This window comes from Pontiella sp., assembly GCF_041622395.1.
In the GTDB taxonomy this organism is placed as follows: domain Bacteria; phylum Verrucomicrobiota; class Kiritimatiellia; order Kiritimatiellales; family Pontiellaceae; genus Pontiella.
Genome location: NZ_JBFJYW010000039.1, coordinates 1 through 17378 on the forward strand (window position 1 = coordinate 1; position 17378 = coordinate 17378).

Here is a 17378-nt window from a genome sequence, read left to right on the forward strand (position 1 = left end):
GCGGTAGCGTCCCACCAGTCGGTTGATCGCGGAAAACTGGCGGACGGTGCGCAGCAACCGCGTTTCATCGCAGTCGGGATCGTCCATCAACTCGCGGACGGTTGTGCGGGAGGAGAGGTCAGGGAGCATCGGCGCCGGCTCCGGATTTTTCGAAGTGCACGATTTCGAGCAGACCGCCGAAGAAGCGGGTACTGGCGCGGAGGTTGAATCCGCGCTCCCGGAAGCAGTCCCTCAGGCCCGCCCGGTCCGGATAGAGCTTGAGGCTGTCGGCGATATAGCCATAGACATCCGGGTTGCCGTGCAGAACGAGGCCCCACAGGCCGCCCCAAAGCTTCAGCGCAAAATGGCTGAGTTGCTGGCCGGCGCGGTTTCCGGGCTTGGAAAAGTCGAGGAAGGCGGCCGTACCGCCGGGGCGGAGCACGCGCGCGATTTCATCGATCGCCCGGCCGAGATCGGGCGCATTGCGCAGGGCATAGCCGCCGGTCACGAGGTCGATGCTATCCGCTTCGAACGGCAGGGCATCCATGCTCCCCTCGACATAGTTTATTTTTGGGTTGGCGGTCTGCTTGCGGGCCAGCTCCAGCATGGCGGGCGTCAGATCCAGCCCGGTGATGCGGCCTTCGGGATAGCGCTCGGAAAGCATGCGGGTGATGTCGCCCGTGCCGCAGGCAAGGTCGAGGCAGACCGCCTCGGCCTTTTCGGGCAGGCGGGCCAGCAGGCGACGCTTCCATGCGGCGTCGCGCCCGAACGACAGGGCCTTGGTGATGAAATCATATTTCGGTGCCACTTCGGAAAAGAGCGAGCGGTTGAAGCTTTGCTTCGTCTCCGGCGCGCCGAGGTGTTCCATCGGTTTGAGTTGGAATCGTGCAGTGGTCATGGTTGGGCTCCTTTGGATAGGGGACTTCCGGGGATGGTGAGCATGGCGAAATAGGGGGCGAGCCGTTCCCGGATGGAGGGGCGGAACAAAACGCGCGCGGCGAAGGTTCGGCGCAGGGCGGAAAAGGCGGCCCCGGTGCGCGTACCCATCCACATGCCGCGGGCGGCGCGGCTGGCGGCGATGCGGAACGACTGCCGCCGCGCCCGGTTGTAGCCGGAAAACAGAGCCGTTGCCGTTTCGGGATTTTCGAGTGCGGCGGCCAGTACGCGGTCGAGGTGGGCGGCGTCGGCGAATCCGGTATTCATGCCTTGTCCGCCAATGGGGCTCATGACGTGGGCGGCGTCGCCGCACAGCAGCACGCGGCCCTTGACATAGGTGCGCGCCAGCCGCCGTTGCGGGCGGAACGAGCTCTCGAACCGGAGGCCCGAACCGGACAGGTCGAACCCGGCGCGCTCGAAAACCTGGCGCGCCACGGTCGGGCCGATGTCGACGGTTTCGGGGCGGGCGTGGGGCGGCATCTGGATGATCCAACGCCGTCGCCCGCCGGAGAGCGGGAACGATTCGACGGACCCCTTCGGCCCGAAATAGAGGTGGGCCTCGGAGCCCAAAGAGGTGTCGTCGTCGAAGTCGGCCATGAAAAATCTCGGCCGGTAGTATCCGCCGGGAAAGCGAATGCCGGCGCTTTGCCGGACCCGGCTGCGGTGGCCGTCGCAACCGAGCAGGTAGGCGGCGGTGACTTCGGTGACGGCGGAGCTCTTGGCGTCGTGGAACCGCGCCCGGACTCCGTTCGCTCCGTTGGCGTGTTCGATGAACTCCATCCCGTCGAGCAGGTGGACTGTGGGGTATCGGGCCAGATTCTTTTTCAAGAGGGCGATGGTTTTGGATTGCGGGAGCGAGAGGATGTAGCGGTGCGCGGCCGGCAGCGTTGAAAAATCGACGTCGCCGAGAAAGGCGCCGGCCTCGAACACCTTCGCGGTGGTAATGGGAATGCCTTCGTCGGTGAACGTGCGGTCGAGCTCCAGCTGCTTGAGGATATGCAGGGAGGGCGGCGTGATGCCGATGGCCATCGAACCTTCCACGGGTTGGGTGCGGCGCTCCGCCACCATGATTTTCAGCCCGCGTTTGCCCAGCAGATTGGCGAGCAACAGGCCGACGGGGCCGCCGCCGACGATGATCGCGTCGAAATCGGTGGTCCCTTCAGGGGCTAGCGGAAGGGGTTGTCTGCGCCCCGGAATCCAGAACGGGACCTGCGCCTGGTAGTTCCGGAACGCGTCGCCGAAATAGCGGAGGAAACGCTTCTCCTTGATGGCCGAGCCCACGACGCAGTAGCCGGTCCACGCCACGGCCAGCGCCAGGCCGTCGGGCGTCAGGGTCGACGTGAGCCAGAGCAGCATCGCGAAGGAGATATAGATCGGCTGCCGGACATGGCGGTAGAGGCCTTGGGTTGCAAAGGGCTTATAGGTTGCTTTGCGGTTGAGGAACACCGAACTCCAGCCGACATATCCCGTCTGCACGCCGAGTTGCGCGTCGGCCATCGATTTGCCCAGCAGCAACCAGGCGCCAACCGCGGCGATGCCGATCGCCACGCGCGGCCCGCCGGTCGCCTGCCACCAGACCACGCCGGAGGGCGACCAAAGCAGGAAGACGCCGAGCAACTGGAACGAGGAGATCGTTGCAAAGACCGTCCACGAAAGCTTGGGGCCGATCCCCAGCGGAACCAGCCGGCCCATGAAGCGCCGCCCTTTCGGGGAGAGCAACCACGAGTGGGCGACCGGGAACGAGGCGATCAGCGCCGCGTTCGCCAGCAAACTGGCCCAGCCGCGGAACGGGCCGAACCCGATGCGCAGGCCGGTAAAGAGCGCCAGCGCCATGGCGGCGACCGCGGCGGCAAAGGTCATGTGGCAGACCAGCCCGTAGGCCAGCGCCACCAGCCGCTGCGCGGGCGTGTAGTTCTGAACACTATTTTCCATGCGGGTTTTCCATGGGGGTGAGTGCCCTGAGTTTTTTGATGACATCGTCCGCTTTGCGGCCGAAGGCATCGGCCAGGATGTATTCCTGATCCTTCTGCACATAGGCGGACGAGAGCTTCAGCGTGCGCCAGGGCGGCGCGGGTTCGATGCTCAGCTCGACCCGCGAACCGCCGGGGCCGGAGATAAAGTCGATCAGCAGCACGGTGCCTTTTTCGCGTTGTTCATATTCCGCAAAGAGGGTTTCGAGCGCGGCGATGTAGGTTTCCATTTCGGCGTTGCCCGGCCAGTTTTCCTTTTCGCTTTTCGTGATCTTGCTGAGGACCCTGCCGGGGTAGCGGGTTTTGATGGCCGACTGCACCACGGCGTCCGACCCGCGCGTGATAAGCCTGACCTCGCCCTGCGGAATCAGCCGGTTGGGCACCTCGCTGTGTGCGAGCACAAAATCTTCGGTAAAGGCCGGCAATGCCAGCAGCAGACTAAACAGCAAATTCTTCAGCATAATGGGTGCGCTCCTGTTTTAGAGGGGGATGACGGGCGGCTTGGAGTTCGAGCAGCGCGGTTTCGATGGTGAGGCCCGGGCCGAAGGCCATGGCGCAGACCGGCTGCGGTTCGTCGATCGGGGTCCGGTTGAGAATCCGGTTCAGCACGAAGAGCACCGTGACGGCGCTCATGTTGCCGTAGTTGCGCAGCACCTCCCGGGAATCGTTGAGCTTGCCGGCATCGAGTTTCAGTCCTTTTTCGATCTTGTCGAGGATCGCCCGCCCGCCGGGATGCACCGCCCAGGTGCCGATGTCGGCCAGGCCCAGCTGCGAGGATTGCAACACGCCCGCGACGATCGCCTTGATGTTCGCCTCGATGATGTCCGGCACATAGCTGGAGAGGCGGATGTCGAAGCCGTGGTCGCCGATTTCCCAGGCCATGTCGCCCGCGCCTTCGGTGGCGAGCGCCGAGGAGAAGGATTGGATTGCGAGGGAGGGGCGGTCGGGGGAGGGCTCCCGGGCGCTGACGATGACGGCGGCGGCGCCGTCGGCAAACAGCGAGTTGGCCAGCAGGCTGTCGGGTTCTTCGCGGAACTGCAGGTGGAGCGAGCAGAGCTCCAGGCAGACCACCAGTACGACGGCATCGGGGCGCGCCTGGCAAAACTGGTCGGCCATGCGCAGGGCCGGAAAGGCGGCGTAGCACCCCATGAAGCCGAGGTTGTAGCGCTCGGTGCTTTCGGGCAGACCGAGGCCGCGGACCAGATCGAAGTCGGGGCCGGGATTGTAGAAGCCGGTGCAGGAGACGGTGACCACGTGGGTGATGTCGCCCGCCGCGAACCCTTCTGCGTTTGCGAGGGCCTTGCGGCCGGCTTCGACCACCATTTCGCGGGAGCATTGCTGGTAGTAGCGGTTGCGCGCCTGGGTGGAGGGCTCGATGATCCGGCCGTTTTCGTCCTCGCGGAAGAGGACGGGCTCCGCGCCGGGGCCGAAGTCGGGCAGTACGCTGTAGCGGGTGTCGATGCCGGAGTGGCCATAGATGCCTTTGATGATGCGGCGGTTGCGCTTGCCCGGCAGCCAGCCGACCATTCGATCGCTCGAATAGTCCTGCCGATAGGAAAATTTCGGGAGCAGCGTTTCAATATGATGGATGTGGCTTTTCATGGATTAATCCCCTGCGGGTTGGTGGTTGAGATCGATCAGGATGGTGCATTCGACGTCGACGGTGTCGCCGACGCGGATGATGCCCATCACCGTCGGCGCTTGGAGTTTGAAGGTCTTGAGCGAAACGGGGAACGACATCAGGCCGCTCATCAGATCGCCCTCGCGCGTCCAGTCCGACAGGACGACCGGGACCTGCTGCTCGACATCGCGGATTTTCAGGTGCAGCGTGGCGGCGGTTTTTTCGGTAAGCGAAATCGGGGCGTTGGTCAGGGAACCCGAAATCTCGGCGTAGTTCGACTGGTCGAGCATGTTGAGCATGTTCTTGTCGCGTTTCTTGTGCTCGGTGGTCATCGCGTCGACCCGCAGGACCGTGGATGCGCAGACCACCATTTGCCCGTTGGTGGCGCCGGCGGCGACGGTGGCGGAAAAGGGCCTGGCCGGAACCGTTCCCTCGAAGTCGTGCAGCGTCGAGGTGCCCTTGAACCGGATGTTGGCCTTTCCCACGACCGCTCCGCTTGCGGCGAGGGAGAGCGCCAGGCCGGTTGTGGCCAGGAGGAAGCGGGTTTTCGAACGGGGGTTTCCAATCATGGTGTTCTCCTTGGTTGTATGGGCGCAACTGTGGGTTCGGCGCGTGTGATCCGCAAGGGAAGTTACCTGAAGAGACCGTAAGGTTAAGGGGATTGCGGTGCCGTGGCGGCGGTGGTAGCTTCCGATCATTGGAGGCATGGATGATGGATCGGCCGCAAGACCTGATATTGATTGTGGAAGACGATGTGAGTTTGGCGGAACGCCTGGCGCAGGGGTTGCGGGAAGCGGGCTTTGCCTGCCGGATCGCCGGGTCCGTCCGCGATGCGGAGCTGCTGCTCGACGAAGCTCCGCCGGCCTTGGTGCTGCTGGACATGGGCCTGCCCGACGGCGATGGCGCCGCGTTGCTGGAAAACATCCGCGGGCGCAATGCCGATCTGCCCGTCATCATCAGTACGGCGCGCTCCGGGATCGCCGATCGGCTGGGCGGGCTGGAGGGCGGCGCCGACGACTATATGGTCAAGCCCTATGCGTTCGAGGAGCTGCTCGCCCGCATCCGCATCCAGCTGCGCCATTCCGAGCGTGTCCAGCTGCAGCGGTCGGTCGGGGATTTGACGATCGATCTGCCGAGCCGCACCGCCTCGCGCGGCGGGCAGGTGCTGGATTTGACGCCCCGCGAATTCGATCTGCTGGCCTATCTCGCATCCCTGCGCGGCCAGGTTGCCACGCGCCAGATGATCCAGCAGAAAGTATGGAACGTTCGGTCGGCGATGGCCTCGATGGAAAACGTGCTCGATGTGCACGTGTCGCGCCTGCGGCAGAAGCTGGATGGGCCCGGCCATGCGCCGTTGCTGCATACGGTGCGCGGCGTGGGCCTCGTGCTGAAGGAGAAGGAATGAAGAAACAGACGATCCGCTTCCGCTTCTTTGTCTGGTTGGCCATCCATACCCTGATTGTGTTTTCGTTGATCGGTTTGGCGCTCTTCTCGTTCGATGCCTATGAATATGTCCACAATCCCGACCTGTTGGGGGAGGAGCTGGAGGAGCTTGCGGTGCTGGGCGTGGTGATGGCGGTCCTGTTCCCGGCCAGCCTGGGCGGGGCCTGGTTGATTGCCAAGCTGTTGCTGCGCCCCTGGAACGCGATGGTGGTGCAGGCCGAACGAATCGGCAACGGGCGGCTCGACGACCGCATCGAGGTGGAAAACCCGGCCGATGAAGTCGGCCGGCTGGCCGCCACCCTGAACCAAGCGTTCGACCGCTACCAAAACCTGCTCGACCGGTTGCAGCGCTTCAGCCACGACGCCTCCCACCAGCTGCGCAATCCGCTGGCCGCCATCCGGACCAACAGCGAGGTTTGCCTCAAGCGTCCGCGCACCGACGAGGAATACCGCTCCGTGATCGGCAACATTCTCGAAGACACGGACCGCCTGGGGCGGACCGTGGAGCAGTTGCTGATGCTGGCCCGCGCCGCCGGCGGCGCCTTGGGCGAGTGCCAGACCGAGGTCTGCCTGCAGGAGATCGCCCGCGAGGTGGTGCGCGAAGGCCAGGCCATCGGCGAGATGCGCGGGCTGACCGTGGAACTCACCGCCCCGGACGCGCCGCTGCGGATCAACGGGATTTCCGATCTCCTGCGCGAGGCGCTGGCCAACCTGCTCGACAACGCCCTCAAATTTTCGCCGGACGGCGGGCGCATCGAAATCGGATTGTCCCGTCCGGCGCCCGGCACGGCCCGGATTACGGTCGACGATTCGGGGCCGGGGCTTCCCCCCGAGCAGAAGGTTTCCGTGTTCCGGCCCTACCAGCGCAACGAGGCCTCGGGCAAGGAGAGCGTCGGGCTGGGGCTGGCGATCGTGGCCGATATCTGCCAGGCGCACGCCGGCCATTGCGGCGTCGAGGAGCGTTCCGGCGGCGGTTGCCGTTTCTGGATGGAGTTCCCCGCCAGGCGCGGGTGACGCCGCCTAGATGCCCAGGCCGTGGCCGGGAACTTCGCGGGTGCGGATCATTACGCCGCCGTCGGAGCGGGTCACGAGGCTGCCGGACGGCGTGCTTTCCATCAGGAAAACGTTGCCGGCCACGGTGGTGCCTTTTCCAATGACCGTGTCGCCGCCGAGAATGGTGCTGTTGGCGTAGACGACCACGTTGTCTTCGACGGTCGGGTGCCGCTGGATGTGTTTGATCGGGCGGCCGTGTTCGTCGAGCGGGAAGCTTTTCGCGCCGAGCGTCACGCCTTGGTAGAGCTTGACGTTGTTGCCGATGTGGCAGGTTTCGCCGATCACGACGCCGGTTCCGTGGTCGATGAAGAAGCCTTTGCCGATCTTGGCGCCGGGATGGATGTCGATCCCGGTGAGCGAATGGGTGTATTCGCTCATGATGCGGGGAATCAGCGGGACGTTGAGTTTGTAGAGTTCGTGGGCGACGCGGTGCGAGGTGATTGCCACCAGGCCGGGGTAGGCCAGCTTCACCTCGGCATAGCTCAGTGCCGCCGGGTCGCCGTTGTAGGCGGCTTTGACGTCCTCGATCAGCAACGTGCGGATGGCCGGGAGCGTGCCGAGGAAGGCGTTCACGATTTCGGTGGATGCGAGAAACAGGTTGTCGATCGGCGGCCGTTTTTCATGCAGGTCGGCGGCCCCCATCCAGCGGAACGGCAGGGCCTTTTCGATTTCCTGCTCCAGGATTTCGGCGGTGTTCTTCAGCTGCTTGATAAAGAAACTGCGGAAGTCGGCCGGTTCAGGGATATGGCGGCCGGGGAAGAGTACGTCGGAAAGCAGCCGCAGGGCCTCGATGACTTGATCCAGCTCCGGGTGCGACCACAGCGGGCGGTCCGGCAGGTCGGTTTCTTCCTGGGCATAGAGCGGGACCAGCCTGGCCGCGGTTTCTTCGATTTGTTTGATCGTGTTCATGCACATCCCTTGGTTCAAAAGACAGGGCAGGCTACCCATGCCGGAGGAGCGACGCAAAATAATTAAGGACAAAATGATTGCGGCGTTTTTTTCAATCTGCGTCAATCCGCCTTTGTTCAATTGGGGAAACAACAGGAATCAGGATATGAAATACATCAGTACCCGCGGGCAGATGGCGCCCATTGGTTTTCAGGATGCGGTTATGACCGGGCTCGCGCCCGACGGCGGCCTGTTGCTGCCGGAGTCGTTGCCGAACGTTTCCGACCGGCTGGAGGCGTGGTCGAAGCTTCCGTATGCGGAGCTGGCGTTCGAGGTCATTGGCCTGTTCGCCACCGATATCCCGGCGGACGACCTGAAAAAGCTGATCAACGATTCCTATGCCACGTTCGAGCATCCCGAGGTGGCGCCGTCCGTCAGCGTCGGCGACTTCGAAATCCTGGAGCTCTTCCACGGGCCGACCCTCGCCTTCAAGGACGTCGCCCTCCAGTTCCTCGGCAACCTCTTCTCCTATATTCTGGAAAAGCGCGGCGGCAAGCTGAACATTCTCGGCGCCACCTCCGGCGATACGGGCAGCGCGGCGATCCACGGCGTACGCGGCAAGCCGAACATCAACATCTTCATCATGCATCCGGCCGGGCGCACCAGCCCGCTGCAGGAAAAGCAGATGACTTCCGTGCTCGACGCCAACGTCTTCAACCTCGCGGTCGAGGGCACGTTCGACGATTGCCAGAACATCATGAAAACCACCTTCGGCGATGTTCCGTTCAAGACCGAACACTCGCTCGGCTCCGTCAATTCCGTCAACTGGGCGCGCGTGCTGGCCCAGACCGTCTACTATTTCTATGCCGCCTTCCGCGCCATGGAAAAACGCGGCGCCTCCTCGGTCCGGTTCTCGGTTCCGACCGGCAACTTCGGCGACATCCTCGCGGGCTATCTCGCGCAGCAAATGGGCCTGCCGATCCGCCGGCTGATTCTCGCCACCAACGAAAACGACATCCTTTCGCGCTTCTTCAATTCCGGCGTCTACGGCATGGCCGGCGTCGTGCCGACCATCAGCCCGTCGATGGATATCCAGGTTGCCAGCAACTTCGAGCGCTATCTCTACTTCAAGGTCGGGCGGAATCCCGAAACGCTCGTTGGCCTGATGAACGACTTCAAAAACAGCGGTTCGCTGAAGGTGGCGCTGAACGAAAACGGCGTGGTCGACGAGCTGTTCCTTGCCGGGCGCGGCGACACCGCCGGCACGCTCGCAACCATCAAGCGCTACAAGGATGAATTCGGCTATGTGCTCGATCCGCACACCGCCGTCGGCGTGCTCGTGGCCGAACAGTACCCGGACGACGCCGCTCCAACCATCTGCCTCGCCACCGCGCACCCCGCCAAATTCACCCAGGCGATCATCGACGCCACGGGCGAGGCCGTCCACCACCCGACGCTCGACGCCCTCGCCGACGCCGAAACCCGCTGCGACTCCATCGCCAACGATGTCGATGCCGTGAAGCAATACCTCGTTGAGCACATTTAAGTCCGCAGGAGGCTGCCATGGGAGAACGAGCGTTCCAGAGCAAACACCAAACATGGGATGACTATCGGCGCCTGCCGGACGGTCCGCGCGTCGAACTGATTGGCGGCGAGGTTTTCGATATGTCGCCGGCGCCCTCGGCGCGGCATCAGGGCATTGTTTTCGAGCTGAGCCTCCAGTTGGGGAATTTCTTCAAGGGGAAACCCTGCAAGCCCTTTGTTGCGCCGACGGATTTGAAGCTTTCCGACGAGGACGTGGTGCAGCCGGACCTGATGGTGGTGTGCGACCGCGATCAGATCAAGGAGACGCACGTCGAGGGCGCTCCGGCACTGGTGATCGAGATTCTCTCGCCTTCGACGATGAACCACGACCGCAAGCGGAAGATGGGGCTCTATGCCCGCGCGGGCGTAAAAGAGGTTTGGTTGGTTTCGCCCCTTCCCGCGAGCATCGAGGTGTTCCTGCTCGATGGCGCGACCTACCGTTTCATGGGGCTATACCAGGTCGGGGATGCGTTTGTTTCGCCGGGTTTCGAGGAGCTGAAGCTGGATCTTCCGGCGGTGTTCGATTTTCCGGTGGACCCCGGCGAGCAGGTCTATGTGGTTAAAGAAGATGGTGCGCCGTACGGCGCCGAAGGCGAATAATGCAACTACCGTTCTCTCTCTATCTCGCGTTCAAATACCTGAAGCCGAAGCGCTCGATGGTGTCGGTCATTACGGTGCTGACGATGATGGGCATCATGCTGGGGGTGGCGGTATTGATCGTCGTGCTTTCGGTGATGACCGGGTTCGACGATGTGCACAAAGAGCACATGATGAAGCTGGATTCGCATATCCAGGTTTCCTTGCGCGGCGATGGCAACTATCCCGCCGAGCCCGTGCTGGAGGCGTTGAAGGGCATGCCCGGCCTCAAGGCCTCCGCGCCCTCCGTCGAAGGATTCGTGATCATGACGCCGAACGGTCAGACCGTGACGGCGGTGTTGCGGGGCATCGATCCCGAATTGGAAAAAGGCATCTCCGACGTCGAGAGCTACATGACCGAGGGGGTGCTTCCCCTCGATGACGAAACCGTTGCGGTCGCCGACCGGCTGGCGATGCAGCTGGGCACCTTCGTCGGCGACAAGCTGACGGTCTGGTCGTCGCAATGCTTGGTCAGCGAGGACGAAATCCGGCTGCCGGAAGAGCTGACGGTCTCGGGCATCTTTTCGGTCGGCATGTACGAGATCGATTCCAAGTTGATGATCTCCTCCTTGCCGACGGCCCGCGACGTTTTTGCCATGGAACAGGGGGTGCAGACCCTGCGCCTGCTCGTCGAGGAGCCCTTCGCCGTGGAAAAAAAGGCCGTCGAGATCCGCGAGCGCTTGGCGGCCGCGGCACGTGCCGACGCCAAGTGGAGCTGGTTCCGCTATTTGCAGGTGCGCACCTGGATGGACATCAACCAGGCGATGCTCAGCACGTTGGCCGTTGAAAAGAACATGATGTTCATCCTGCTCTGCGGCATCTCGCTGGTGGCGACGATGAGCGTCACCAACACGCTCATCACCATGTGCGTGCAGAAAACCCACGAGATTGGCCTGCTCAAGGCGCTCGGCTTTTCCAATGGCCAGATTGTCGGAACCTTCTTCATGCTCGGGTCGGTGCAGGGCATCTTCGGCTGCCTGTTCGGCGTGGCCATGGGCATGTGGGTCTCCGCCAACCTCGATGCCGTGCTCAACTTCCTGCGGATCTTCAATCCGAGCCTGATGTCGCCCGAGTTCTACATGTTCACGGAAATGCCGTCGCGCACCACGTTGAGCGATTCCCTGTCCGTCTGTGTCATTGTCATGGTGTTCAGCACCTTGGCCGGGGCCCTGCCGGCTTGGCGCGCCGCCCGCATGGAACCCGTTGATGCGCTGAGGCATGAATGAGGCGCCGATGGTTCAGTCTGGTTTTGCTCGGCGCGGCATCGGCCTTTGCGCAGATCGACGGGGATCCGCTGTATGTGAAGCAGGCGGAGACGAACGGGGCGTCGTTCCTTGCCTGGCGTCCGTTCTATTCGCACACGGTCGAAGACGCGGAACGGTGGCGCAAAGACTACCTCTGGCCCCTCTACACGCAGAAGGGGTTCAAGGAGGAAACCTATGGCCGCATCCTGTTCTTCGGTTATTCCACCGATTTCGGGGATGAGCGGACCGGGCGCGACCGCACTTGGATTTTACCGTTCTGGTACAGCGGTACCTCGGCGCAGGGCGAGGACTATCGGGCCGTCTTTCCTTTCGGCGGAACGATCCGCGAGTTTCTGGGGCGCGACTCGATTTCGTTCGCGCTCTGGCCGCTCTATGCGAAATCGCAGGTCAACGACGTGGAATCCACCACGTGGCTTTGGCCGCTCTTCTCGAAAACCCACGGCGAAGGGGTGGACCGTTTCCGGGCGTTGCCTTTCTATTCGACCAGCACGCTGGAAGGCGAGTTCGTGAAAAAGTCCTACCTCTGGCCCCTGGTCAACACGGTCGAATACACCAACGACCGCAACCCCGGCGGCGGATTCATCATCGTCCCCGTCTATGGGCGGGTCAAAACGGAACGCGCCGACAACTATTGGCTGGTCGCCCCGTTCTTCCGCTACATGTCCAGCGATAATCAATGGATCGTCAATGCGCCTTGGCCCTTCATCCAGTTGGCCGACGGCGAAATGCATAAGCGGATCTTCTGGCCGTTCTACGGCAAGAAACGCTACGGCACGCTGACGAAGCAATACTGGCTATGGCCGTTGCTTTGGAACGATACCGCCGAGTATCCCCACTACAACCGCCACCGGAAACGGGCCGTGCCGTTCGTTCACTACCATGCCGATGTCGTGACCCGACCGACCCCGGAATTCGAGACGGGCGACGTCGTTTCGCGCTATTGGAAAATCTGGCCGCTCATGAGCTGGGAGCGCAACCTCGACCGCTCCCGCTTCCGAACGCTCGATCTTTGGCCGCTGCGCAACACGCCGGGCATCGAACGCAACTGGGCCCCGTGGTGGACGCTCTACCGCCGGATGGAGGTCGAGGGGGAGATCGGCCACCACCTGCTCTGGGGGCTCTATCGCCAAACCCAGGACGACGAGCAGTTTGAATGGAGCTTGCTCAAAGGTTTGGCCGGATATAAAAAGAACGAAAACAACCGTCGCTACCGGGTGCTGTTCATGTGGTTCGGTGGCGCGAAGGAGCAGCCATAACCTTTTACTCCACAAACTACATGCGGTATCCCGTTCGCTCGGCGCAGCGGCTCGGCGCCCAGGTGCTGCAGTTGCTGCACGACACCGGACACGGCATGTTCATGCTGCTCGAAGCGTTCTGGTTCATGCAATTCGCCCTCGGCAAACGCAGCCGCCAGGAAACCTTCACGCAACTCTATATCACGGGCATCAAGAGCCTGGCGGTCATCTCGGTGGTGGCGCTCTTCACCGGCATGATTCTCGCGTTGCAGACCGGACTCGAACTGCGCCGCTACGGGCAGGAGGTCTTCATCGGTTCCGCCGTCGCCGTCTCGATGATCCGCGAGATGGGCCCGTTCATGACCGGGCTGATCATCTCCGCCAGCGTCGGCTCGGCCATCGCCGCGCAGCTCGGCACCATGACCGTCTCCGAAGAGATCTCAGCGCTGGAGGTGATGAGCATCAATCCCAACCGCTTCCTCGTCATGCCGCGGCTGGTTGCGCTGATCGTGATGATGCCGCTGCTGACCATCTACACCAATATTCTCGGCATTCTCGGCGGCGCGGTGGTCGGCTCGACCCAGCTCGGGGTTTCGTTCGCGGCCTACATGGACAACGCCACCCAGTTCGCCACCAACAAGGACCTCTATGTCGGCCTCTTCAAGGCCTTCCTCTTCGGCGTCATCATCACCACGGTCGCATGCCACCAAGGCTTCATGACGACCGAGGGCGCCGTCGGCGTCGGCAAGGCCACGCGGCGCTCGGTCATCATCTCATTTCTGGTCATTCTGGTGGTCGGCTACATGGTAACGAGGTTGTTCTACATATGATCCGCTTCGAAAACGTTACCAAGGTGCTTGGAAACCGGGCCGTGCTCGACGGCATCGACTTCGAGGTCGGCCCGGGCGAAACCTTCGTCATTGTCGGGCTTTCGGGGGCGGGCAAGAGCGTTACCCTCAAGCACATGATCCGCCTGATGCAACCCGACGCGGGGCGCATCGTGATCGACGGCGAGGACATCAACCAGCTCGGCCGCAATGGGCTGCGGCAGGCGCGCGCCAAGTTCGGCGTCCTCTTCCAGGGCGCGGCGCTGCTGCAATGGATGAGCGTGCGCGACAACGTCGCCCTCCCGCTGCGCGAACATACCAAGTTGCCCGACGACGAGATCCTCCGCCGCGTCGACCAAAAACTCGAACTGCTCAGCCTCGACGACGCCGGCGACAAGTTCCCGTCCGACATCTCCGGCGGCATGCAAAAACGCGCCGGGCTCGCCCGCGCAATCATCATGGACCCGCAGATCGTGCTCTACGACGAGCCGACCTCCGGCCTCGACCCGGTCACCTCGCGACGAATCGACGATTTAATCGTGAACATGCGCGAGCGACTCGGTATAACGAGCGTGGTTGTAACCCATGACCTGCACAGTGCTTTGGCCATCGGTTCGCGCATTATGATGCTCCATGAAGGGCGCATCGTGGAAAATGCCCCGCCGGAGGGGTTTATCCGGTCGAAGGACCCCACGGTGCAGAGTTTCCTGGAGTCGCAATACATTACGAAAAAAGGTAAGTGGGAAGGCATGGGCCATGAGTAAATCCAGTCGAGAGGTCTCCGTCGAAATTTTGGTCGGGCTATTCATGTTCTCCGTGCTGATCGCGCTGGGCATCTTCACGATCGTGCTCAGCCGCGAAAACCTGCTGAAGGACTCCTATCCCTACGAATTCGTCTTCAGCGAAGTCAGCGGACTGCGCGAGGGCGACAACGTCTATCTGCGCGGCATGAACATCGGTCGCGTCAAGCAGACGATGCTCGAGGACAGCCGCGTGCATGTCTTCGTGACACTCGACGTGCCGATTAGCCTGCGCCACGGCTACCAGATCGACGTGGTCGATGCCTCCATGCTCGGCGGCAAATACCTCAAGATCTACGAAGGCCCGGAGGACGCGCCCGTGCTGGGCAATAACGTCACGATCCTCGGTTCCAAACCCGTCGATATGATCGAGCAGCTCGGCGAAGCCGTCAGCGGCTTGCAGTCGATGATCTCCGCCGTTGACCAGGGGCAGGGGACCTTGGGCAAGCTGCTGCACGACGATGCGATGTACAACAACATGGTCGAGGTTTCCGAAGACCTCATGGAAATGGTCAAGCGCGTGGAAAACGGCGAAGGCACGGTGGGTAAATTGCTCAAGGACGACGACGTCTACCAGGAAATCCAGGCGATCGTGGGCAATCTGCGCACCGTCAGCGACCGCCTCTCCGCCGGCGAAGGGACGCTCGGCAAGTTGATGGCCGAGGACGCCCAGCTCTACGACGATCTTTCCGCCACCATGGCCGCCGCGCGCGGCATCGCCGAGAGCATCGATTCCGGCGAGGGGACGCTCGGCAAGCTGGTACACGATGCCAAGCTCTACGACGAAGCCGCTTCGCTGGTCGAAGATGTGCGCGCCGCGGTCGACGACCTGCGCGAGGCCTCGCCGATCACCTCGTTCGGCAGTGTACTTTTCGGAGCGTTCTAACGGGAGTAACCATGGGCGGGCCGGCCACGCAAACAAACGAAACGCAATGCCCGCATTGCGGTCGTGTTGTGGGCCCCGCCGCCCGATGCGCCCACTGCGGAATGCGGGTGGAAAAGCGCATGGGCCTCAAGGTGCTTCGCCTCTCGGCGGTCGTCGTTGCGGTTGCCGGGCTGCTGTTGCTTCATTCCTATGCGCGTAGCCGCGCATTGCCCGTTGTCCGGATCGGCGACATTTCGCCGGCGATGAATTTTGCCCGCGTGCGCATCGAAGGCGTGCTCGAATCCGATGCCCGCAGGTTGCGCAGCGGGTCGGTGCTGTATGTGGTCGACGACGGCACCGGCACCCTCGCGGTCTTTTCCAACGACTCGCCGGACGGGCGCTTGCCCTTGGCCGGGAGTCCGGTTGCGGTCTCCGGCAACCTCAGCGTCGGCGCGGGCAACGAGGTCCGCCTGCGGGCGCAGGCGGTGGAGGTCTCCGTCGATGATTCCATCCCCGTGGCCGGAACCAAGCTCGCCGAAATCACGGCCGACCGCAAAGGGGAGCGCATGGCCGTGGTCGGGCGCGTCTCAAAAGTGTGGGCGCCGCGGGCCGGGTCGAACTCGCCGTACAAGCTGGTGCTGGCCGACGAAAGCGGTACGCTGGAGGTGGTCCATTGGCTTGCGGATGCCCCCGCGGTGGCCGTCGGCGACGTGGTTGAAATTTTCGGCACCATCGGCGTCTACAAGGACCAGGTGCAACTCAAGGTTTGGGAGGCCGCGCAGATCCGCGCATTGGAATAGCCGATGGTCGTCTTTCCCGTCATCCTCGCCGTGCTTGGAGGAACGCTGGCCTCGTGCCTGTTCGCCATCCTGCCGGGGCTGCACGTTTACAACGTGATGGGGCTGGCCGCCATGTTCCTCTACGGGGCGCAGGATGCCGGCATGGCGATCGGCGGCGAGCTGGTGGTGGCATTCATGGTCGGCCTGGTCTGCGGATGGTCGATGCTCAACACGATCCCGTCCGTGTTGCTCGGGGCGCCCGACGAGAGCGCCATCTTCACCGTGCTGCCGGGCCAGAAATATCTGATGGGCGGCCGCGGCTACGAAGGCGTCATGATCATCGGCGTCGGCGGCTTGGCCGGAATCGGCCTGCTGTTGTTCGTGGTCGCTCCGCTGGCGCCGAAGTTCCTGCCGGTTGCGCACGATGTGCTGATGCCGCACATGCATTGGATCCTCTGGGTCATCATCACCTTCATTCTCATGACCGAATGGCCCAAGGGCGGCAACTTCGGCGAAGCCGGATGGGGGAAGTTCTTCGATGCCTGGAAGGGGCTTGGCGCCGGATTGCTGACGTTTTTCCTCTCCGGTTGGCTGGGGTTTATTCTGCTCTACCGCTCGCCCGTTTCCGTCGATGTGGCCTTCCAGAACATCATGCCCGCGTTCGTCGGCCTCTTCGCCGTGCCGTGGTGCCTGCTCAACCTGGTTAGCGGCGTGCAGGTGCCGGAGCAACGCATCGGAAAATCGCTCGGGATCACCGGCGATGTGATTCTGCGCAGCGCGGCGGCGGGCGGGCTCGGCGGCGGCTTTGCCGCCTTCTTTCCCGTCGTAACCGGCGGGGTGGGCGGGCTGCTCGCCGGGCACGCCACCGCCCAGCGCGACGAGCGCGTTTTCATGATGAGCCAGGGCGTTTCCAAGATGGTCTACTACACCGGGGCGCTGGTGCTCTTCTTCGCGCCCGGCCTGAATCTCACCCGTGGCGGCGGGGCCTGGATCATCGGCGGGCTCTACGAACCTTCCGGTTGGAGCGACTACTTTCTCGCCCTCGGCTGCATCGCGATCTCGGGGGCCGTTTCTTTTCTTTTGCTGTCGCCGCTGACTCGCTTCACGCTTTGGCTGATGGGGCGGGTCGACTACCGCACCATCTCCGGCGCGGCGCTGCTGATCATTCTGCTGATGGTCTATCTGGTGACCGGCTGGGTGGGGATTTTCATTATGGTCGTCGGGGCGGGGATCGGCTTGATTCCCGTCCTGTTCGGATCGCGCCGGCTCAACGCTCTCGGGATCCTGCTGCTGCCCATCGCCTGCAACATGTCCGGCTGCGGCTCGGCCGTTGCCGCCTGGCTCGGACTGGTGTGAGATTTCGCAATTGACGGTTCCTCTCGGGGACCACCTACTAATGCGACGACCTAGGGCAGCTGCGTACGAGAGCCGGGACATGGACCTGGACAACACCGGCGCAACTCCGGATGAGGCCTCCTCGGACCGCATCACCAAATA

The 17378-nt window shown here is 63.0% G+C and carries 17 protein-coding genes; 11 read left to right on the plus strand and 6 right to left on the minus strand.

Annotated elements, in window-relative coordinates; translation table 11 throughout:
- Positions 1-118: 118 nt before the first annotated feature.
- From ABYO54_RS03760 to ABYO54_RS03780, 5 genes are read right to left on the minus strand one after another with little or no spacing between them, the layout of a single operon-like run.
- Entirely contained in the window at positions 119-877 is a 759-nt protein-coding gene (locus tag ABYO54_RS03760; protein ID WP_372806905.1) for a ubiquinone/menaquinone biosynthesis methyltransferase, read from the minus strand.
- A complete protein-coding gene (locus ABYO54_RS03765) occupies positions 874-2847 on the minus strand; it encodes an FAD-dependent monooxygenase (protein WP_372806906.1) in 1974 nt (657 codons plus the stop codon). Before ABYO54_RS03765 ends, ABYO54_RS03760 begins: the two co-directional genes overlap by 4 nt.
- Positions 2837-3346: a hypothetical protein gene (locus tag ABYO54_RS03770; RefSeq protein WP_372806907.1), complete on the minus strand. Its 510-nt coding sequence runs from the start codon at positions 3344-3346 to the stop codon at positions 2837-2839. Before ABYO54_RS03770 ends, ABYO54_RS03765 begins: the two co-directional genes overlap by 11 nt.
- Complete coding sequence (locus ABYO54_RS03775; protein ID WP_372806908.1) at positions 3324-4487, minus strand: type III polyketide synthase; 1164 nt, start codon at positions 4485-4487, stop codon at positions 3324-3326. Before ABYO54_RS03775 ends, ABYO54_RS03770 begins: the two co-directional genes overlap by 23 nt.
- 3 nt (positions 4488-4490) lie before the next feature.
- Positions 4491-5075, minus strand: coding sequence for a hypothetical protein (locus tag ABYO54_RS03780; protein WP_372806909.1), 585 nt, complete (start codon positions 5073-5075; stop codon positions 4491-4493).
- Positions 5076-5215: 140 nt separating this feature from the next.
- On the opposite strand from ABYO54_RS03780, the gene ABYO54_RS03785 reads away from it, so the two are divergent.
- Positions 5216-5911 (plus strand): response regulator transcription factor, encoded by a 696-nt coding sequence (locus ABYO54_RS03785; RefSeq protein ID WP_372806910.1) that lies wholly within the window; start codon positions 5216-5218, stop codon positions 5909-5911.
- Positions 5908-6963, plus strand: coding sequence for an ATP-binding protein (locus ABYO54_RS03790; RefSeq protein ID WP_372806911.1), 1056 nt, complete (start codon positions 5908-5910; stop codon positions 6961-6963). Before ABYO54_RS03785 ends, ABYO54_RS03790 begins: the two co-directional genes overlap by 4 nt.
- A 6-nt stretch (positions 6964-6969) precedes the next feature.
- On the opposite strand, the gene ABYO54_RS03795 is transcribed toward ABYO54_RS03790, so the two are convergent.
- A complete protein-coding gene (locus ABYO54_RS03795) occupies positions 6970-7911 on the minus strand; it encodes a serine O-acetyltransferase (RefSeq protein WP_372806912.1) in 942 nt (313 codons plus the stop codon).
- Between the two features lie 145 nt (positions 7912-8056).
- Between ABYO54_RS03795 and thrC the strand changes: the two genes are divergently transcribed.
- The 9 genes from thrC to ABYO54_RS03840 all read left to right on the plus strand — a co-directional run bounded on the left by thrC (position 8057) and on the right by ABYO54_RS03840 (position 17237).
- A complete protein-coding gene (thrC, locus tag ABYO54_RS03800) occupies positions 8057-9436 on the plus strand; it encodes a threonine synthase (protein ID WP_372806913.1) in 1380 nt (459 codons plus the stop codon).
- A gap of 17 nt (positions 9437-9453) precedes the next feature.
- On the plus strand, positions 9454-10074 hold the full coding sequence (locus tag ABYO54_RS03805) for a Uma2 family endonuclease (protein WP_372806914.1): 621 nt from the start codon (positions 9454-9456) through the stop codon (positions 10072-10074).
- A complete protein-coding gene (locus ABYO54_RS03810) occupies positions 10074-11336 on the plus strand; it encodes an ABC transporter permease (protein ID WP_372806915.1) in 1263 nt (420 codons plus the stop codon). Before ABYO54_RS03805 ends, ABYO54_RS03810 begins: the two co-directional genes overlap by 1 nt.
- Positions 11333-12631 (plus strand): hypothetical protein, encoded by a 1299-nt coding sequence (locus tag ABYO54_RS03815; protein ID WP_372806916.1) that lies wholly within the window; start codon positions 11333-11335, stop codon positions 12629-12631. Before ABYO54_RS03810 ends, ABYO54_RS03815 begins: the two co-directional genes overlap by 4 nt.
- Before the next feature lie 20 nt (positions 12632-12651).
- Positions 12652-13440, plus strand: coding sequence for an MlaE family ABC transporter permease (locus ABYO54_RS03820; RefSeq protein ID WP_372806917.1), 789 nt, complete (start codon positions 12652-12654; stop codon positions 13438-13440).
- Entirely contained in the window at positions 13437-14201 is a 765-nt protein-coding gene (locus ABYO54_RS03825; RefSeq protein ID WP_372806918.1) for an ABC transporter ATP-binding protein, read from the plus strand. Before ABYO54_RS03820 ends, ABYO54_RS03825 begins: the two co-directional genes overlap by 4 nt.
- Complete coding sequence (locus ABYO54_RS03830; protein WP_372806919.1) at positions 14194-15123, plus strand: MlaD family protein; 930 nt, start codon at positions 14194-14196, stop codon at positions 15121-15123. Before ABYO54_RS03825 ends, ABYO54_RS03830 begins: the two co-directional genes overlap by 8 nt.
- Positions 15124-15230: 107 nt before the next feature.
- Complete coding sequence (locus tag ABYO54_RS03835; protein ID WP_372806920.1) at positions 15231-15902, plus strand: OB-fold nucleic acid binding domain-containing protein; 672 nt, start codon at positions 15231-15233, stop codon at positions 15900-15902.
- A 3-nt stretch (positions 15903-15905) separates the two neighbouring features.
- Positions 15906-17237 (plus strand): tripartite tricarboxylate transporter permease, encoded by a 1332-nt coding sequence (locus tag ABYO54_RS03840; RefSeq protein ID WP_372806921.1) that lies wholly within the window; start codon positions 15906-15908, stop codon positions 17235-17237.
- Positions 17238-17378 lie beyond the last annotated feature (141 nt).

Bases quoted from the DNA above. Each gene is read 5' to 3' on its own strand.
- ABYO54_RS03810 (WP_372806915.1), top strand. From the start codon at position 10,074: ATGCAACTACCGTTCTCTCTCTATCTCGCGTTCAAATACCTGAAGCCG.
- ABYO54_RS03780 (WP_372806909.1), bottom strand. From the start codon at position 5,075: ATGATTGGAAACCCCCGTTCGAAAACCCGCTTCCTCCTGGCCACAACC.
- thrC (WP_372806913.1), top strand. From the start codon at position 8,057: ATGAAATACATCAGTACCCGCGGGCAGATGGCGCCCATTGGTTTTCAG.
- ABYO54_RS03815 (WP_372806916.1), top strand. From the start codon at position 11,333: ATGAGGCGCCGATGGTTCAGTCTGGTTTTGCTCGGCGCGGCATCGGCC.
- ABYO54_RS03830 (WP_372806919.1), top strand. From the start codon at position 14,194: ATGAGTAAATCCAGTCGAGAGGTCTCCGTCGAAATTTTGGTCGGGCTA.
- ABYO54_RS03770 (WP_372806907.1), bottom strand. From the start codon at position 3,346: ATGCTGAAGAATTTGCTGTTTAGTCTGCTGCTGGCATTGCCGGCCTTT.
- ABYO54_RS03840 (WP_372806921.1), top strand. From the start codon at position 15,906: ATGGTCGTCTTTCCCGTCATCCTCGCCGTGCTTGGAGGAACGCTGGCC.
- ABYO54_RS03825 (WP_372806918.1), top strand. From the start codon at position 13,437: ATGATCCGCTTCGAAAACGTTACCAAGGTGCTTGGAAACCGGGCCGTG.
- ABYO54_RS03805 (WP_372806914.1), top strand. From the start codon at position 9,454: ATGGGAGAACGAGCGTTCCAGAGCAAACACCAAACATGGGATGACTAT.
- ABYO54_RS03795 (WP_372806912.1), bottom strand. From the start codon at position 7,911: ATGAACACGATCAAACAAATCGAAGAAACCGCGGCCAGGCTGGTCCCG.
- ABYO54_RS03790 (WP_372806911.1), top strand. From the start codon at position 5,908: ATGAAGAAACAGACGATCCGCTTCCGCTTCTTTGTCTGGTTGGCCATC.
- ABYO54_RS03760 (WP_372806905.1), bottom strand. From the start codon at position 877: ATGACCACTGCACGATTCCAACTCAAACCGATGGAACACCTCGGCGCG.
- ABYO54_RS03820 (WP_372806917.1), top strand. From the start codon at position 12,652: ATGCGGTATCCCGTTCGCTCGGCGCAGCGGCTCGGCGCCCAGGTGCTG.
- ABYO54_RS03775 (WP_372806908.1), bottom strand. From the start codon at position 4,487: ATGAAAAGCCACATCCATCATATTGAAACGCTGCTCCCGAAATTTTCC.
- ABYO54_RS03765 (WP_372806906.1), bottom strand. From the start codon at position 2,847: ATGGAAAATAGTGTTCAGAACTACACGCCCGCGCAGCGGCTGGTGGCG.
- ABYO54_RS03785 (WP_372806910.1), top strand. From the start codon at position 5,216: ATGATGGATCGGCCGCAAGACCTGATATTGATTGTGGAAGACGATGTG.